The sequence below is a fragment of the Parafrigoribacterium mesophilum genome (assembly GCF_039652555.1).
In the GTDB taxonomy this organism is placed as follows: Bacteria; Actinomycetota; Actinomycetes; order Actinomycetales; family Microbacteriaceae; genus Parafrigoribacterium; species Parafrigoribacterium mesophilum.
The window spans coordinates 682,738-698,453 of the sequence record NZ_JBDJAF010000001.1 but is presented as its reverse complement, the minus strand read 5'-3'; the positions used below and the strand labels follow the sequence as shown (position 1 = coordinate 698,453).

The 15,716-nt window shown below is 65.3% G+C and carries 22 protein-coding genes and 2 tRNA genes; 14 read left to right on the top strand and 10 right to left on the bottom strand.

All coding sequences use genetic code 11. From position 1 onward, the window contains the following. Positions 1 to 62: 62 nt before the first annotated feature. The 7 genes from ABFX56_RS03280 to ABFX56_RS03250 all read right to left on the bottom strand — a co-directional run bounded on the left by ABFX56_RS03280 (position 63) and on the right by ABFX56_RS03250 (position 3,716). The gene (locus ABFX56_RS03280; protein ID WP_346231844.1) at positions 63 to 413 is read right to left on the bottom strand and encodes a metallopeptidase family protein; all 351 of its coding nucleotides are present in this window, start codon (positions 411 to 413) and stop codon (positions 63 to 65) included. A gap of 21 nt (positions 414 to 434) precedes the next feature. After that, positions 435 to 926: a DUF2017 domain-containing protein gene (locus ABFX56_RS03275; protein ID WP_346231843.1), complete on the bottom strand. Its 492-nt coding sequence runs from the start codon at positions 924 to 926 to the stop codon at positions 435 to 437. Beyond that, entirely contained in the window at positions 923 to 1,207 is a 285-nt protein-coding gene (gene clpS, locus ABFX56_RS03270; protein WP_346231842.1) for an ATP-dependent Clp protease adapter ClpS, read from the bottom strand. The genes ABFX56_RS03275 and clpS overlap by 4 nt, the downstream gene beginning before the upstream one ends. A 39-nt stretch (positions 1,208 to 1,246) precedes the next feature. Further along, a tRNA-His gene (locus tag ABFX56_RS03265) sits at positions 1,247 to 1,322 on the bottom strand. A gap of 67 nt (positions 1,323 to 1,389) precedes the next feature. Next, positions 1,390 to 2,010: an oligoribonuclease gene (gene orn / locus ABFX56_RS03260; protein WP_346231841.1), complete on the bottom strand. Its 621-nt coding sequence runs from the start codon at positions 2,008 to 2,010 to the stop codon at positions 1,390 to 1,392. Positions 2,011 to 2,046: 36 nt separating this feature from the next. Then, positions 2,047 to 3,279, bottom strand: a complete 1,233-nt coding sequence (locus tag ABFX56_RS03255) for an MFS transporter (protein WP_346231840.1) — start codon at positions 3,277 to 3,279, stop codon at positions 2,047 to 2,049. Continuing rightward, the gene (locus tag ABFX56_RS03250; protein WP_346231839.1) at positions 3,279 to 3,716 is read right to left on the bottom strand and encodes a MarR family winged helix-turn-helix transcriptional regulator; all 438 of its coding nucleotides are present in this window, start codon (positions 3,714 to 3,716) and stop codon (positions 3,279 to 3,281) included. Before ABFX56_RS03250 ends, ABFX56_RS03255 begins: the two co-directional genes overlap by 1 nt. Positions 3,717 to 3,815: 99 nt before the next feature. Here ABFX56_RS03250 and ABFX56_RS03245 point away from each other — a divergent pair, with 99 nt between their 5' ends. The 7 genes from ABFX56_RS03245 (at position 3,816) to ABFX56_RS03215 (ending at position 8,248) form a co-directional block, all read left to right on the top strand. Next, the gene (locus ABFX56_RS03245) at positions 3,816 to 4,094 is read left to right on the top strand and encodes an oligoribonuclease (protein WP_346231838.1); all 279 of its coding nucleotides are present in this window, start codon (positions 3,816 to 3,818) and stop codon (positions 4,092 to 4,094) included. Next, complete coding sequence (locus tag ABFX56_RS03240; RefSeq protein WP_346231837.1) at positions 4,094 to 4,354, top strand: thioredoxin family protein; 261 nt, start codon at positions 4,094 to 4,096, stop codon at positions 4,352 to 4,354. The genes ABFX56_RS03245 and ABFX56_RS03240 overlap by 1 nt, the downstream gene beginning before the upstream one ends. A 30-nt stretch (positions 4,355 to 4,384) precedes the next feature. Further along, positions 4,385 to 4,457 (top strand) — tRNA-Arg (locus ABFX56_RS03235). 129 nt (positions 4,458 to 4,586) lie between these two features. Beyond that, positions 4,587 to 4,976 carry a VOC family protein gene (locus ABFX56_RS03230; RefSeq protein WP_346231836.1) on the top strand — a complete coding sequence of 130 codons (390 nt, stop codon included), beginning with the start codon at positions 4,587 to 4,589 and terminating at the stop codon, positions 4,974 to 4,976. Positions 4,977 to 5,064: 88 nt separating this feature from the next. Then, positions 5,065 to 5,988: a J domain-containing protein gene (locus tag ABFX56_RS03225; protein WP_346231835.1), complete on the top strand. Its 924-nt coding sequence runs from the start codon at positions 5,065 to 5,067 to the stop codon at positions 5,986 to 5,988. Between the two features lie 28 nt (positions 5,989 to 6,016). Further along, positions 6,017 to 6,628, top strand: coding sequence for a DNA-3-methyladenine glycosylase I (locus ABFX56_RS03220; RefSeq protein WP_346231834.1), 612 nt, complete (start codon positions 6,017 to 6,019; stop codon positions 6,626 to 6,628). A gap of 75 nt (positions 6,629 to 6,703) precedes the next feature. Beyond that, positions 6,704 to 8,248 carry a glyceraldehyde-3-phosphate dehydrogenase gene (locus ABFX56_RS03215; RefSeq protein WP_346231833.1) on the top strand — a complete coding sequence of 515 codons (1,545 nt, stop codon included), beginning with the start codon at positions 6,704 to 6,706 and terminating at the stop codon, positions 8,246 to 8,248. Positions 8,249 to 8,322: 74 nt separating this feature from the next. Here the strand turns inward: ABFX56_RS03215 and ABFX56_RS03210 are convergent, their stop codons facing one another. The 3 genes from ABFX56_RS03210 to ABFX56_RS03200 all read right to left on the bottom strand — a co-directional run bounded on the left by ABFX56_RS03210 (position 8,323) and on the right by ABFX56_RS03200 (position 10,684). Then, positions 8,323 to 9,219, bottom strand: coding sequence for a hypothetical protein (locus ABFX56_RS03210; protein ID WP_346231832.1), 897 nt, complete (start codon positions 9,217 to 9,219; stop codon positions 8,323 to 8,325). Between the two features lie 98 nt (positions 9,220 to 9,317). Next, a complete protein-coding gene (locus ABFX56_RS03205; protein ID WP_346231831.1) occupies positions 9,318 to 9,575 on the bottom strand; it encodes a hypothetical protein in 258 nt (85 codons plus the stop codon). A 101-nt stretch (positions 9,576 to 9,676) separates the two neighbouring features. Continuing rightward, positions 9,677 to 10,684, bottom strand: coding sequence for an aldo/keto reductase (locus tag ABFX56_RS03200; RefSeq protein ID WP_346231830.1), 1,008 nt, complete (start codon positions 10,682 to 10,684; stop codon positions 9,677 to 9,679). A 103-nt stretch (positions 10,685 to 10,787) separates the two neighbouring features. On the opposite strand from ABFX56_RS03200, the gene ABFX56_RS03195 reads away from it, so the two are divergent. The 7 genes from ABFX56_RS03195 to ABFX56_RS03165 all read left to right on the top strand — a co-directional run bounded on the left by ABFX56_RS03195 (position 10,788) and on the right by ABFX56_RS03165 (position 15,710). Then, positions 10,788 to 11,012, top strand: a complete 225-nt coding sequence (locus tag ABFX56_RS03195; protein ID WP_346231829.1) for a methyltransferase — start codon at positions 10,788 to 10,790, stop codon at positions 11,010 to 11,012. A gap of 126 nt (positions 11,013 to 11,138) precedes the next feature. Continuing rightward, the gene (locus tag ABFX56_RS03190) at positions 11,139 to 11,639 is read left to right on the top strand and encodes a single-stranded DNA-binding protein (protein ID WP_346231828.1); all 501 of its coding nucleotides are present in this window, start codon (positions 11,139 to 11,141) and stop codon (positions 11,637 to 11,639) included. 132 nt (positions 11,640 to 11,771) lie between these two features. After that, entirely contained in the window at positions 11,772 to 12,254 is a 483-nt protein-coding gene (locus ABFX56_RS03185; protein ID WP_346231827.1) for a DUF6993 domain-containing protein, read from the top strand. Positions 12,255 to 12,269: 15 nt separating this feature from the next. Further along, complete coding sequence (gene ettA, locus ABFX56_RS03180) at positions 12,270 to 13,952, top strand: energy-dependent translational throttle protein EttA (protein WP_346231826.1); 1,683 nt, start codon at positions 12,270 to 12,272, stop codon at positions 13,950 to 13,952. Positions 13,953 to 13,956: 4 nt separating this feature from the next. Then, entirely contained in the window at positions 13,957 to 14,424 is a 468-nt protein-coding gene (locus ABFX56_RS03175; protein WP_346231825.1) for an acyl-CoA thioesterase, read from the top strand. Positions 14,425 to 14,508: 84 nt separating this feature from the next. After that, positions 14,509 to 15,015, top strand: a complete 507-nt coding sequence (locus ABFX56_RS03170; protein WP_346231824.1) for a sigma-70 family RNA polymerase sigma factor — start codon at positions 14,509 to 14,511, stop codon at positions 15,013 to 15,015. Next, positions 15,012 to 15,710, top strand: coding sequence for an anti-sigma factor family protein (locus tag ABFX56_RS03165; RefSeq protein WP_346231823.1), 699 nt, complete (start codon positions 15,012 to 15,014; stop codon positions 15,708 to 15,710). Before ABFX56_RS03170 ends, ABFX56_RS03165 begins: the two co-directional genes overlap by 4 nt. The last annotated feature ends 6 nt before the right edge of the window (positions 15,711 to 15,716 follow it).

The following is a 15,716-nucleotide window of genomic DNA, read 5'->3' as shown; positions in this document are numbered from 1 at the left end:
CCGGGCCCGGACATCGGGGAGTCTGGCCCTCCGTGACAGAAACTCCGTGAAACGGGTTGAGGTCAACCCCAGCCGAGGGCGTGCAGTTCCCGGTCGTCGATGCCGTAGAAGTGGGCGATCTCGTGCACCAGAGTCACATGGATCTCGTGCTTGAGTTCGTCCAGGTTCTCGCAGAACGCGAGCAGCGACTCCCGATACAGCACGATGCGGTCTGGCAATTCCCCGAAGCCGTACTCACCGCGCTCGGTCAGAGCGACGCCGTCGTAAAGTCCCAGAGTGTCCAGCGTGCCGTCCTCCGGCCGGTCCTCGGTGACGAACACCACGTTCTCGAGACCCTCGACCATGTCGTCAGGCAGCAGGTCGAGTTCGTCGATGACGAGTTTCTCGAACTCCTCGGCGGTCATGTCCTCCATCGGACCAGCTTGGCATAGCGCTCAGGACTCCAGCGCCTCGATGAGTGAGCCTTGAACGAATCCCAGCCAGTCGTAGACGTCCCTCAGCATCAGGCTCTCGTCGTCGTCTCCGCCCTCGTCGCCGTCGGCGTCGATTCCCAGACGAGCCGCAACGGTGAGCCGGATGTCGGTGAGGCAGCGCAGCCAGGACTGAACCATAGATGCATCCAGCGTCACGTCCACCGGAACGGCAGACGAGGTCGCCGCCTCCAGCGAGTCTGCCACAACCATGGCGTTCTGGATCTTGCGGTCCGCCAGGGAATCCTCGGTGAATCGGCGGAACTCGGCGGCGGCGTCCGGGTCGCCGCGGTACGCATCGGGAAGCAGCCGGCTCAGTGCCGGGTCTCCTCCTGCTGTGTGGCGGTCGCTGAGCAACCCGGCTACCTGGCCTGCAAGCGACAGGAGCACCGCGCGCTCCTGAGCGCTGAACCGCGCGCTGAGCGTTCCGTCGCGATCGCGGCGGAACGCTTTCACGAGTCCGCCTTGGTCACGGTGGCCCAGAGTCCGTAGTCGTGCATGGCCTCGACGTGGCGTTCCATCTCTTCCCGCGGCCCGGTAGCGACGACCGCGCGACCGTTGTTGTGCACTTGCAGCATGAGCCGGTCGGCTTCCGCCTTCTGGTAACCGAAGTAGGTTCGAAAGACGTAGGACACGTAGGACATCAGGTTGACCGGGTCGTTCCACACCAGCGTGACCCACGGCACATCGGGGGTGACAAGGCGATGTGTGTCAGTGTGTTCTAGGGTCTGGGGCATACTTTCAGCCTGACACGCCGACGCTGGCGCCGACTTCCTTGGGGTGATCGACGGGGCTCGAACCCGCGACATCCGGCTCCACAAGCCAGCGCTCTACCAACTGAGCTACGACCACCATGTGTCCCAGCACGTGCTCACGCACGTTCGGTCGACTCCATGATCCTAATACATCCCGGAGGGAACTACAGTCGCACGCCGAACTCGTCAACCACCGCCGAGGAAATCGCCTGGAGTTGCTCGGTAGTCGGCCCGGGTTCTGAAACGAACACGGCCTTGCGATAGTAGACGAGTTCGCGGATGGACTCGAGGATGTCCGCGAGCGCCCGGTGTCCGCCGTTCTTCGTTGGCGCGTTGAAATAGACGCGTGGGAACCAGCGGCGGGACAGCTCCTTGATCGACGACACGTCCACGTTGCGGTAGTGCAGATGGTGGTCCACCTTGGGCATGTACTTGGCGAGAAAGGCGCGGTCGGTTCCGATGGTGTTGCCCGCCAGCGGCGCCTGACCGGCCACCGGAACGAACTGCCTGATGTAGGCGAGCACGGCGGTTTCGGCCTCGGCCAGGCTCACCCCCAGAGGGATCGCCTCGATGAGGGCAGATTCGGTGTGCATGTTCACCACGAAGTCGTTCATGTTGTCGAACGCCGCTTGGCTGGGCTTGATCACGACGTCGAATCCGGGATCGAGCACCTTCAGTTCGAAGTCGGTGACGACCACCGCAACCTCGACCAGTTCATCGATGCTCAGGTCGAGACCCGTCATTTCGCAGTCGATCCAGACGAGTCGATCAGAGCCATTTGCCATTGCTCGAGTCTATCGCCGGGCTGTGACGTCCCGACTTCAGGCGTCGCCGATGCCGATCGCCTCCGCCTCGACCAGGTCGGGAGTCGGCCGGTGGTTAACCGCGCCGAGCCGGCCGGCACCAGCGATGACGATCACCATCGCGATAAGCACGGATGCCGCGCCGACGAAGTACGGCGTCGCAGGCACGAAGAATTCGGCGAGCAGGGTGGCAAGCGGCGGGGCCGCGGCGCCGCCGAGAAACCGCACAGCGGAGTAGGACGACGAGGCCACCGAGCGTGGCAAATCCGTGCCTTCCATCACCGACTCGGTGAACACCGTGTTGAGCACGCCGAGCAGCATGCCCCCGACGATCACAGCCAGCACCAGGCCCAGTTGCGAGGAGACGAAGATTCCGGCGGCGACAAGGTCCAGCGCGAGCAGCGGAAGCACGGTGGCCAGCACAGTGGTGCGACGCATCCGGGCGGTGAACAGCGGGGCCACCCACACCGAGGTGATAGCCACAGCGACACCCCAGCCGAAGAAGACCAGCCCCAGGCCGATGGCGTTCATCCCGAGCGGGAACGGGCTGTAGGCCAGCAAGATGAAGAAGCCGATGTTGTAGAACAACGCCGCGGTGGCCAGCACCAAGATCACCGGATTGCCCAGGGCCCGCAGCGGTGCCGAGAGCTTCGTCGGCATCCGCCGCTCGACGTCTTCCTTGTCGAACAACACGACGATTGCGATGAAGGCGATCGCCATCAGCGCCGAGGTGCCGAAGAACGGTCCGCTCCAGTGCAGGGTACCCAGCAATCCGCCGAGCAGCGGGCCTACAGCGATCCCGAGGCCCAGGGCCGCCTCGTACAGGATGATGGCCGAAGATGCCCCGCCGCTGGCCGCGCCCACGATTGTCGCCAACGCGGTCGAGATGAACAGCGCATTGCCGAGGCCCCAACCGGCGCGGAAGGCGATGATGGATTCCACATTGCCGCTGAGACCCGCCAGCAACGCGAACGCGACGATGAGCCCAAGTCCGATGAGCAGGGTGCGCTTGGCACCGATCCGGCTGGCGATCCAACTGGTGACCAGCATGGCCAGCCCGGTGATCAGCAAGTAGCTGGTGAACAGCAGTTCGGTCTCGGTCGGGGTGGCCTTCATCCCTTCGGCGATCGCCGGGAGGATCGGGTCAACGAGCCCGATGCCCATGAAGGCGACCACGCAGGCGAAGCTGACCGCCCAGACCTGCTTGGGCTGCTTCAGGATGCTTCTGGTGTCGTTCGGTGCGCCGGCCATCACGCCGCCGTCCGGTTGATGCTGGTGCGGGAGCGCAGCAGTTCGACGGCGCGGGTGAGCGTCTGGATGTCGGAGTCCTCCAGGTCGGCGAACATCGGGCCGAGTGCGCGTCCGAGGGTTTGGCGCCATTCCTCCAGGGCGTTCCGGCCGCGGTCGGTGATGGTGACGAGCCAGGCGCGCGAGTCGTTCCTGTCGGCGATCTTCAGCACGAGCCCGTCGTCACTGAGCTGATGTACCAGCTTCGTCATCGACGGTTGGGTCACTCGGGCGGTGTTGGCGAGGTCGCCGACTCGCAGCGGCTCGGACGTTGAGAGGATTGACAGTGTGTTCCACACCGCGGACGGGGTGGTGGATCCTGTCGTCTGAGCCGCGATCCGGGTGAGCCGGTGTGCGGTGACGAGAAGGCTTGCGCAGAGGGAATCGAGCGGGGTGGTCATCCCACAAGTATATAACCGGACTATATAGCTAGGTTATGTAAGACGTCGGAGGTAGCCTCATCCGTCGCACTGGATACGCCGGAGTGGTAATAAGAGAGCATGACGGATGACCGACCCGCGCTCGCACGCGGAACCCAGTACGTGGTGTTCTACCGCGGAGGGCCCAACGACGGTCGCACCGACCGTCGCATCAGCACCGATGGCGGCTGGGATGACTCGATCACCGTCACCGCCGCGGTGGATGGCAAAGAGGCCCAAATCGACTATGACGCCTCCACCTGGCGGGAAGTGGGCGGCGAGTACCAAGTCACCTACGTATTCGATCCGGTGGACAGCGAACAAGTCGAAGCGCCCGAAGATCGCGGTGGGCGCCAGTAGTGCACGTTCTGTTGTTCACGTCCTCTTTTTGTGAACCGTGTATCCGCACCAGGTCCGTTCTCAAGCAGGTGTCCGAGATCCTCCCGGCTGCGGACATCCTCGAACGTGACGTCGTGCGCGACAATGCCGAGGCGGAACGTCAGTCCATCCGTTCCACGCCGACCACCATCGTGCTGGCGGATAACGGTGACGAGGTGTTCCGCGCCGAGGGCGTTCCTACCGTGAACCAGGTGCTGGTGGCGCTCGCGCGGGCACTGTGAGCGCTGAGGTATCGTGGAACGACAATTCACGCCTCTGTAGCTCAGTGGATAGAGCAGCGGCCTTCTAATCCGCTTGTCGGGAGTTCGATTCTCCCCAGGGGCACCGGCTCACTCCCGGGCCGGAGCTGCTGCAGCGCCCGCTCATTGCCGTCGGGTCGGCAAAACGCTGGACGGCCGACACCCGATGTGCCATCGTTGACCGCGTCAACCAGGCCCAGCAAAGGAGCACACCATGTTTGCACCGGTGCACGCGTTCAGCGGATTCAGCGTCAATGACATCGAGGCGGCCAGGAAGTTTTACGGCGACACCCTGGGATTGCAGATCAGCGATGGCGAAATGGGAATGCTGCAACTCGCCCTTCCCACCGGACCGCAGGTGATCATCTATCCGAAGGAAGACCACGAGCCGGCGACGTTCACCATCCTCAACTTCGTCGTCGACGATGTGGATGCGGCGGTCGACGAACTCAACAGCCTGGGCGTGCAGACGAAGATCTACGACGACCCGAACCTGCCCACCGACGAGAAGGGCATTCTGCACGGCCGCGCCCAGAACATGGGCCCCGACATCGCCTGGTTCAAAGACCCGGCAGGCAACGTGCTGTCGGTCCTCGCCGGGTGAGCACGGTCGCCGATGCCGGGCAGAGGTAGGTATCGTCGATGCTGGGCCACTGCGCCCATGAGTGCCCACGAGAAAGACACCGACCAGGATGCCCGAAAGCCCGGCTTCGCCGACGCCGTACGAAGTGCTCGGCGTGCCGGCATCCGCCAGCTATGCCGAACTCCGCCGGGCGTATCGTCGCTGTCTTCGGGCTTCGCATCCGGATACCGGCGGCAGCGCGGCCCGCTTCACGGCCGTGCAACTGGCGTGGGAGCGAATCGGCGACCCCGCAGAGAGGGCGGCGTACGACCAGGGCCGCTCTCGCGTGCGAGAACCGGGTTCCAGTTCCGCCCGGCCGGCGCCGCCGGCCAGGCCGCGGCCGGAAGGGTCCGCGCTGCGCGCCCGATCCCACGGGCATCCGGGCGGACGCTCGCGGGAGCGTTTTCTCGCCATGGTGCGTGAGTGGGCCGGTCGTGGCACACCTCCTGCCGACCCGTATGACCCGGCGTTGGTTCGCTCAGCGCCGAGGGAGATCCGCCATGCCCTGGCCAAAGCGCTCGCAGAGGAGGAGACCGCCCGCACGGTTTCGGCGCTCGGCATCGGGTTCACCATCTGGAACGACGTCGCCACTCACCACGGCAAGGTCGACCATGTGGTGCTGGGACCGGCTGGACTGTTCGCACTGGAATCGCAGGACTGGGGGAGCGAGGTGCGCGTGGTGCGCGGCGAGCTCCTCGGCGAGGCGGTGCCCGCCGGCACGGAGCCGGTGCGCTCACTGAGTCATGCCACCCGGTCGCTGGGCAGAGAGCTCGGTGTGCGATTCACCGCAGTACTCATGGTCGTGCCCGACGACGCTCTCGCCGAGCCGATGATCGCGGCCGGCCGCGGGCGCCGCGCGAACCTCCTCGTGATCCGGCGTTCGGTGCTGCCGCAGCTTCTGCGCGACGGACTGTCGGGCGGACCGCGGACCAGCATCGGCGAAGTGTTCGACGTACGCTCACGGCTGCAGAGCCGCATCCGCTTCGTGAGTTGATGAGTTCCGGGCCTGGGAGACTGTGGGGATGGATGATCGGGAATCGGCCACCGTGGTGATCGGCGACGACGGGAAGGCCCGACCGGTGTGGGCGGCGGTGGATCCGTTACTGCGTGACTACTACGACACCGAGTGGGGCATGCCGATTCGCGACGAGCAGGGACTCTACGAGCGGATCAGCCTCGAGGCGTTCCAATCCGGCCTGTCCTGGGCGACCATTCTGCGCAAACGACCCGCCTTCCGCGCCGCATTCCGCAATTTCGACCCGGATGCCGTCGCGGCGTTCACCGAGGCCGATGAGGCACGCCTGCTCGCGGATGCATCCATCGTGCGCAACCGCCGGAAGATCCAGGCAACGATCACCAACGCGCAAGCCACGATCGCGTTGCGGGATCAGGGTGGCCTCGCCGCTTTCGTGTGGGCATTCCGGCCGGCCACCACACCGGCGCCGCGTACGTTGGCAGAAATCCCCACCCGGTCGCCTGAATCCGAAGCGCTGTCGAAGGCGTTGCGGGGCAGAGGCTTCGCCTTCGTCGGGCCGACCACCATGTTCGCGCTGATGGAAGCCGTGGGAATCGTGGACACGCACCTGGTGGCGAGCCATCGGCGCGGCAGCTCAGGCGTGTGGCCGGTCGGCTAACCCGGGCAAGGCGCCCCGGTAGAATTGGGGCTACCGCCGAGTCCTCCTTCTCTTCGGCGCGCGTGAAAGGAAGACATGGGCTCGCAGTCCGATGTGGAGTTCCGACGGTGGAACGGTAGACAGGCGATTGCGGAGTCGATGATCCCCCTGATCGGCACGCTGTATCGCGACCATGGTGTGGTCACCTCCATCTACGGGCGTCGGCTGATCAACCAGTCCGCCGTGGAGATCCTCAAGGCACACCGATTCGCCCGCCAGGTGGACGAACTCGAACTGCCGATCGAGCAGACCCTGCCCGTACTGGTCGCTCTGGTCGAGCTGCAGCTCGGTGCCGCATCCGTCGACCTCGCGAAGCTGCTCGCCCGTTACAAGGCCAAGGGTCACGGCCGGGAGCTGACCGAATTCCTCCGGGAGGAACTCGCACCGGTGGTCGGAGCCGCGGACACCGCCTCGACGGGCTCCGTCGATGTCGTGCTCTACGGGTTCGGCCGGATTGGCAGGCTGCTGGCCCGCATCCTCATCGCCCATGCGGGTGACGACCAGGGCCTGCGACTGCGGGCCATCGTCGTGCGCAAGGGCGCCGCCAACGATCTGGTGAAACGGGCCAGCCTGCTGCGTCGGGACTCCGTGCACGGACCGTTCGAAGGCACCATCACCGTGGACGAAGAGGCCAACACGATCCTCGCGAACGGCACCCTCATCCAGGTCATCTATTCGGACGACCCCGCGACCGTCGACTACCCGAAGTACGGCATCCACGATGCGATAGTGGTCGACAACACGGGCCGGTGGCGGGATGCCGAGGGGTTGTCCCAACACCTTGCGAGCCGCGGCGTAGCGCGCGTGCTGCTGACGGCACCCGGCAAGGGCGACATCAAGAACATTGTGTACGGGATCAATCACGACACGATCGGCCCGGATGACGCGATCTTGTCGGCGGCATCGTGCACGACGAACGCGATTGTGCCGGTGCTTAAGGCGGTGGACGACGCGTACGGCATTGTGCACGGCCACGTGGAGACGGTGCACTCCTATACGAACGACCAGAACCTCATCGACAACATGCACAAGGGCAACCGTCGCGGCCGGTCGGCCGTGCTGAACATGGTGCTGACCCAGACCGGAGCGGCGACGGCCGCCGCGAAGGCACTGCCGTCTTTGACCGGCAAGCTCACCGGCAACGCCATCCGGGTGCCCACCCCGAACGTGTCGATGGCGATCCTCAACCTGAATCTGCGCGCCGAGACCACCAAGGAGGAGGTCAACGCCTACCTGCGACGGCTGTCGCTCGACTCCACGCTGCAGCAGCAGATCGATTTCATCGATTCACCCGAGGTAGTGTCCTCAGACTTCATCGGATCTCACCGCGCCGGCATCGTGGACGGCCTGGCAACGATCAGCACCGGGTCGAACCTCGTGCTGTACATCTGGTACGACAACGAATTCGGCTACAGCAGCCAAGTGGTCCGGGTGCTCGAAGAGATGGCGTCAAGCCATCCTCGCGTCTTCCCCGCCCGCATCACTGCCGGACAGGAGGACCCTGACCGCTACTTGAACCAGACCGTGAACACGAACCCGGCCGCAGCCACGACCGCGATGGCCACAACGAGCCAGGAGTAGAGGACAACCATCCCGCGGGGCCCGTTCGGCGCTCTCTCAGTCATGCCACCGATTCTAGCCAGTGCAAGGCGAGATCAGCGCAGTTCGTCGTTAGCCACCGGAGTCGGGCTGATCCGTTCACGCACATGGCTTACCGACACCGGAGGAAATTCCGCCTCACCGGAATCGGTGTCCTCATCAACCTCGGATGCGCCCGAGTTCCGCGAGCCGTCATCATCGTGGGCGGCGGTCGGCCCTTGCGCGCCAGCGGGCACCGGGGCGGTCGCGGGGGCGGTCGCCGGGGGTACCACCGGCCGCGACGCCGGAGCGAAGGGCTGCCGCACGACCGCCGGTGCCGTCGGTGCCGCGGGCGCCGGCGCGTCGGCCGTCGCATCGGCGGAGTGAAGGTCACGCCGGGAGGCCGGCTCGGGCTGAACCGCTGATTGCTGCGCCGCCCAGGCCTGCTGCTGCGACACAAGTTCTTGATCAGCCACTGAGGTGTCGTAGGCCCAACTGTCGAGGTCATTCTTGAACAGTTTCTTCGCGCGGGACGGCCGCTCATGCCACTCGATCAGGCGATTTCTGAATTCCAGAAGGGACTGCTCGGCCTGGAAACTGAAGCTGACGGCGTTCTTCTTCATCATGGTGATTTCGTGAGCGCACCAGTCGGTGGCCAGGTTCGCGCCGGTGACGGAGAGCAGGCGCAGCCGCACGTCGGCCTCCAGGGCAGAATAATCAGCGTGCCGTTGCTCGGAGTCCGACAGGGTGTTCCACACCGCAGCACGGCGGGCCGACCCGATCATCGCCGTGACGGCGGCCGCGCGTTGCTGCCGCTCGTTGAGGGACAACACTCGTTTGGTCGAACCTCGGCCGATCGCCGCCGCAATGAGGCCGGCGACCAGGATGGCGACGAACGGGAGTATGACGGTTGAGAGGAACCGCCATCCGTCATCGGAAAAGAGCCAGTCTACGAAATCGTTCCACCATTGCATGCGAGCAGATTACCTCAGGGGTTGCCCGAATCAGCGCCGACACTCAATCAGCGCCGACACTCAATCAGCGCAGACACTCAATCAGCGCCGACAGTCAATCAGCGCAGACACTCAATGGCGTCGGCCATGCTCCAGAATTCGCCGTCGACCACGAATCGACCTTGGCGGGCGATAAGGCGCTTGGCCCGGTATCGTTCACCGGTCGGCGTGGGAAAGCGTTCCACGTAGCCGAGCACATCTCCGACGGGCCGGGTGACCCGCCACAGGTCGCCCCGGAGTCTGGCGAGGGCGACTCCTGGGTACACCACTGTCGTGGATGCGTGCGCGGCGGATTCAACGATGGTGAGAGTTGTCACGATCTTCTCCTGTTCTGCGGCCGGCCCCGTGGGTTGTGGACAGCATCAGGTTAGGGTCGGCCACTGACATCGGTCAGTGGAGGAAGATCGCGGGGCCGGGATCAGTGCGATCCGGTACCGTGCACCGCGAGCGGTTCGATCGCCGCCAACTCCTCGGCGCTCAACGGCGAACCGGTGAGCGCGTCCAGGTTGTCATCGAGTTGGGCGACGCTGCTCGCCCCGACCAGGGCCGAGGTCACTCTGGGCTGGCGCAGCACCCAGGTCAGAGCCAATTGGGCCAGGGATTGACCGCGCTGCTTCGCGATCTCGTTAAGGGCTCTAGTGCGCTCGAGGTAAGTGGCGTCGATGTCGTCGGCGGTCATCCATCGGCCCTTGGCCGCGCGGGAGTCGGCCGGGATGCCGCTCAGATAACGATCGGTAAGCAGTCCCTGCGCCAGCGGCGAGTAGACGATGCAGCCCATGCCGAACTCCTCGAGCACGTGGAACAGGCCCTCCTGCTCCACGTGGCGGTCGAACATGCTGTAACTGGGCTGGTGAATCAGCACCGGGATGGAGTGCTCCGCCAGCGCCGCGTGGGCGGCGCGGGTCTGCTGCGGGCTGTAGTTGGAGATTCCGGCGTAGAGCGCCTTGCCCTGCTGTACGGCGGTGGCCAGTGCGCCCATCGTCTCCTCGATCGGCGTTTCGGGATCCGGCCGGTGCGAATAGAAGATATCGACGTAGTCCAGCCCCATTCTGCGCAAACTCGCGTCGAGCGAGGCGAGGAGGTTCTTGCGGGAGCCCCATTCGCCGTACGGGCCGTCCCACATGTAGTAGCCGGCCTTGCTCGAAATCACCAACTCATCCCGGTACCCGCGGAAATCGCGCGCGAAGATGTTGCCGAAGTTCGTTTCGGCCGATCCGGCCTCGGAGCCGTAGTTGTTCGCGAGGTCGAAGTGAGTGACACCGCGGTCAAACGCCCGACGCAGGATGGCGCGCTGCGTGTCGATCGGGCGGTCGGAGCCGAAGTTGTTCCATAGGCCGAGCGAAATCGCTGGCAGCTTCAGGCCGCTGCGTCCCGTTCTGCGGTAATCCATTGACTGATATCGGTCGGCAGCGGCAACATACGTCATAAGACCCAAGTTTATGATCGTGCGCGTAGCCTCGAATGCGTAACGCATCATCCTGGGACGCGCGTCACGGCGTCCGACTGCCCGAGTGAGAGTGGGAGTTCTCATGACAACCGATGAAACGCGAAACGAGTTGACCGGACAGACCTGGGTGGCGTCCGGCCCGTCAGGGGCGATCGGCTCGGTGCACCGTGTCGCGAACGGCTTCACGTTCAAGCTGCTGACCGACGACGACTTCCGCGGCGTATATCCCACGTTGGAGGCGGCCAAGGGCGCCCTGTTCGCGAGCCTGGCACCCGGTTCGGAACGGCCGCAGTTCCGCGAACACTAGCGCGGCCTGGCAACGTGCGCAGGGACCCTGTGCGCTTCTCCTCCACAGGGGAGGGGACTAACCAGGTACTGCACCGATGGCACGGCTCGAGCACGATTTGGTGCGCCAGGCGACGACACTGTCCACATGAACGACACCATTACGCTGGCTGGCCTCGTGGCCACAGCACCCCGTCAACAAGGAACGAGCGGGAACCTCCCGGTGATTTCCTTCCGGCTGGTCTCTTTCCAAGGCCACTTCGATCGCGCGAAAGATGCCTGGATCGATGACGACCCCAATTTCTACACGATCAGCGCGTTCCGCCAACTGGCGACCAACGTGCTGAAGTCGGTGGAAAAGGGGGATCGCCTGATCGTAACGGGACGCGTGCGCATCCGTGACTGGGAGGCGTCGGGGCGCTCCGGCACGAACATCGAGGTGAACGCGAACGCCATCGGGCACGACTTGAGCTTTGGACGCACCTCCTACTCGCCGGTCGCAGCAAGCCCCGCGACCAAGTCCGACTGGGCAGAAGATCCCGGCGCCGAGACCGCCACCGACGCGTCTGCAGGATCGGCCGCGGCGCCGTCAGAGCTGCTTCCCGCCGGCGCTACCGAAAACACCGACGACGTGGCGGCCCCGTTCTGAGCCACACGTTTCGCACCAAACGTTCTGAACCACCGTGAACGCGGTGATTCCGCTCACCATCGGCGCCCGTAGACTCGAAGTCGGCGGCTGCAGCCGCACGCGTGACCGTGGCGACTTCTGAGGAGCGACTCGATGGGCAGACCCCGCGGCACGTTCGCCGTGTTCGCGGTGCTGGTCACCGTCATCGGCCTCACCGGATGCGAATCCCCCCAGGCTGTTGCACCCACCGCGACCTCGGCACCGGTCGAGTCCGCCGCGCCGACGCCCACGACCACCCCGCCGGCAGCTCCGCACCTGGTTCAGGGCGGCACGGCCGAGGACAACCACGCGTACTTCGATGTGGTCAATAAGGCCCTGTTCACGGATCAACCGCAGGCGACGGGCCGAACCATCATCGATAGCCTCGTGGCCGCCGGATTCGACAAGAGCGCGATGCAAGTCACCCCCGACACCACGCCCACTGGCAAGAACACGGATTCGATCCAGTTCTCGGTGCAGCTGGGCGCCGACTGCCTGATCGGTCAAAGCGGGAGCGGGGAGTACACCAGCGTCGTCGGGCCGGCGCTGGCCACCGGCGGATGCCTGGTCGGCAAGACGCGACCGATCGACTGGTAAGGCAGACTGGTACGCATGGCCGAATATATTTACTCGATGGTCCGCGCCCGCAAGGCGGTCGGGGACAAACTCATCCTCGACGACGTCACGATGTCGTTCCTGCCGGGAGCCAAGATCGGCGTGGTCGGCCCGAACGGCGCCGGAAAATCCACGATCCTGAAAATCATGGCGGGTCTGGACACCCCGAGCAATGGCGAGGCCAGACTCAGCCCCGGCTACAGCGTCGGGATTCTCATGCAGGAGCCTGAGCTCGACGAATCCAAGACAGTGCTGGAGAACGTGCAGGAAGGCGTCGGCGAAATCAAAGCGAAGGTCGACCGCCATGCCGCGATCGGCCTGGCGATGGCCGAGCCGGATGCGGACTTCGACGCGCTCCTGGCGGAGATGGGCACGCTTCAGGAGGAGATCGACGCGGCCGACGCCTGGGACCTGGACTCCCAACTGGAACAAGCCATGGATGCGCTACGCACCCCTCCGGGAGACGCCGAGGTGGCGAACCTGTCCGGTGGCGAAAAACGTCGAGTGGCCCTCACCCGGCTGCTGCTGCAAAAACCGGACCTGCTGCTGCTGGACGAACCGACCAACCACCTGGACGCCGAGAGTGTGCTGTGGCTGGAGCAGCACCTGGCGAAATACCCCGGTGCAGTGCTTGCCGTCACCCACGATCGATACTTCCTCGATCACGTTGCCGAATGGATCGCCGAGGTCGACCGCGGTCACCTCTACCCCTACGAGGGGAACTATTCGACCTACCTGGAGAAGAAGGCCGAGCGCCTCAACATTCAGGGCAAGAAAGACCAGAAGCTGGCGAAACGGCTCAGCAGCGAACTCGAATGGGTGCGCAGCAACGCCAAGGGCCGGCAGACCAAGTCCAAGGCCCGGCTGGCCCGCTACGAGGAAATGGTCGAAGAGGCGGAGAAGACCAGGAAGCTCGACTTCGAGGAAATCGTGATCCCGGTCGGCCCGAGGCTCGGATCCCAGGTACTGGACGCGAAAAAGCTCGTCAAGGGCTTCGGCGACCGGGTGCTCATCGACGGCTTGAGCTTCACCCTGCCGCGTAACGGCATCGTCGGGATCATCGGCCCCAACGGGGTGGGAAAGACCACCCTATTCAAGACGGTCGTCGGCCTCGAGCCGCTCGACGGCGGCGAACTGAAAATCGGCGACACCGTACAGATCTCCTACGTCGACCAGACTCGAAGTGGAATCGACCCGCAGAAGACACTCTGGGAGGTCGTCTCCGATGGGCACGACTACATCACGGTGGGCAAGACCGAGATCCCGTCCCGGGCGTACGTGTCCCAGTTCGGGTTCAAGGGCCCGGACCAGCAGAAGAAGGCCGGGGTGCTTTCCGGTGGCGAGCGCAACCGGCTGAACCTGGCCCTCACCCTCAAACAGGGCGGCAACCTGCTGCTGCTCGACGAGCCCACCAATGACCTGGACATCGAAACGCTCTCCAGCCTGGAGAACGCCCTCATCGAGTTCCCCGGTTGTGCCGTGGTGATCACCCACGACCGGTGGTTCCTCGACCGCATCGCCACGCACATCCTCGCCTACGAGGGCACCGACGACGACCCGGCGCACTGGCACTGGTTCGAGGGCAACTTCGACGCGTACGAGGAGGACAAGGTGGTGCGCCTGGGACCGGATGCTGCCAAGCCGCACCGGTCCGTGTACCGCAAACTCACCCGCGGTTAGCCCGATGCGCGTTCATATTCCCATCCATCTGCGGTGGGCCGACCTCGACGCCTACAACCACCTCAACAACGTGGAGATGCTGCGGCTGTTGGAGGAAGCCAGGGTGCGGATGTTCTGGGTGCCCGGGAGCGGCGACGAACAGCTGCCGACGGCGGTGCTGGATGCCGGTGCCCACGCCGGCGCAGACACGCACAGCCTCATTGCGCACCACGAGATCGAGTACCTGAAGCCGCTGTCCTATCAGCGCCAGCCGGTCGACGTGCAGGTGTGGATCGGCGGTCTCGGCGGCGCCAGCGTGAAGGTCAGCTACGAGGTCTACGCCGGCGAGCCGGCGGTTCTGTACGCGCGCGCGGCGACCACGATGGTCATCGTCAACGCCTCGACCGGACGCCCCCGCCGCATCAACGAACTCGAACGTGCCGCCTGGGCGCCCTACGTCGAGGATCCGGTGGTCTTCACCCGCCGCGGGTAGCGGACGGCGGTCTACGAAATATCCCTGGACTGCCTCGGTGAACCAATCCGGCGCGGCGTACGTTGTTAACGCTGGAGGTGCCGCATGCCCGATGAGCAGGCGGAGTTGCTGCGTGTGCTGCACGACGAGCACGGGCCCGCTCTGTGGCGTTACGTCGTCTGGCTGACGGGGGATCGGCAGTTGGCCGAAGACATCGTGCAGGAGACGCTGCTGCGCGCCTGGCGACGTCCGAACGTCCTCGATCAGTCCGGCGGGTCAGCTCGAGCCTGGTTGTTCACCGTCGCGAGGAACCTGGTCGTGGACGAACACCGCAGCGCCAGATCGCGGCACGAATTCGGCACCGACACCCTGCCCGAGCGGGCGAGCTCGGACGGAACCGATGCACTACTGGATACCTGGCTGATCTCCGACGCGCTGGCGGAACTCACCGAGGAGCACCGGCGGGTCATCGTGCACGCCTACTACCGCGGGCAATCCACCGCCGAGATCGCCGGGGACCTGCAGATTCCGGAGGGCACCGTGAAGTCCCGACTGCACTACGCGCTGCGGGCGCTGCGGCTGGTGCTGCAGGAAAGGGGAGTGACGCGATGACCGGCGCGACCGACTCGTACCTTCAGTGGGATGCCGCCTACGTGCTGGGTGCACTCAGCGTGAAGGAGCGCCTCGAGTTTGAGCGCCACTTGGCGACCTGCGCGGAGTGCTCCGCGGCCGTAGCGGACCTGGCTGGCCTTCCCGGTCTGCTGGCCAAGGTGTCTGAAAACGACATCGACGCGGTGCCACCGCCGGCTCCTGACCTGCTGCCGCAGTTGGCACGGGCAACGCGCCGCCGTCGGGTCCGCTCCCGACTGCTGGCCGTTGGCACCGCCGTTGCCGCGGCGGCGGCGGCGGCCGTCCTGGCCATCGTCATCCCCTTGGCTGGACCGGCTGCCGCGCCGCCGGTGGCCGAGCAGGCCACGCTCAGCCAGGTGGTGCCGAGCCCGCTGAGTGCGAACATCCGGCTGATCGCACTCGACTGGGGCACCACGATTGAGATGACCTGCCGGTACACCGCGGCAAGCCCGGCCGCCTCCCAGGCCCCGGCCCGCGACTATGCAATGTACGTCACGGACCGCGGCGGCAACTCGGCCCAGGTGGCGACCTGGGCAGCGGCGCCGGGCAGCACCGTCACGCTGTCAGGGGCGACGAGCCTGAAGACGGATGCGATTGGGAGCGTCGACGTGCGATCGGTGAGCAGCGGACGGGTGCTTCTGAAAACGGTGCTCCCCGAGGGGGTGTCGCCCCAGTGAGCCGGT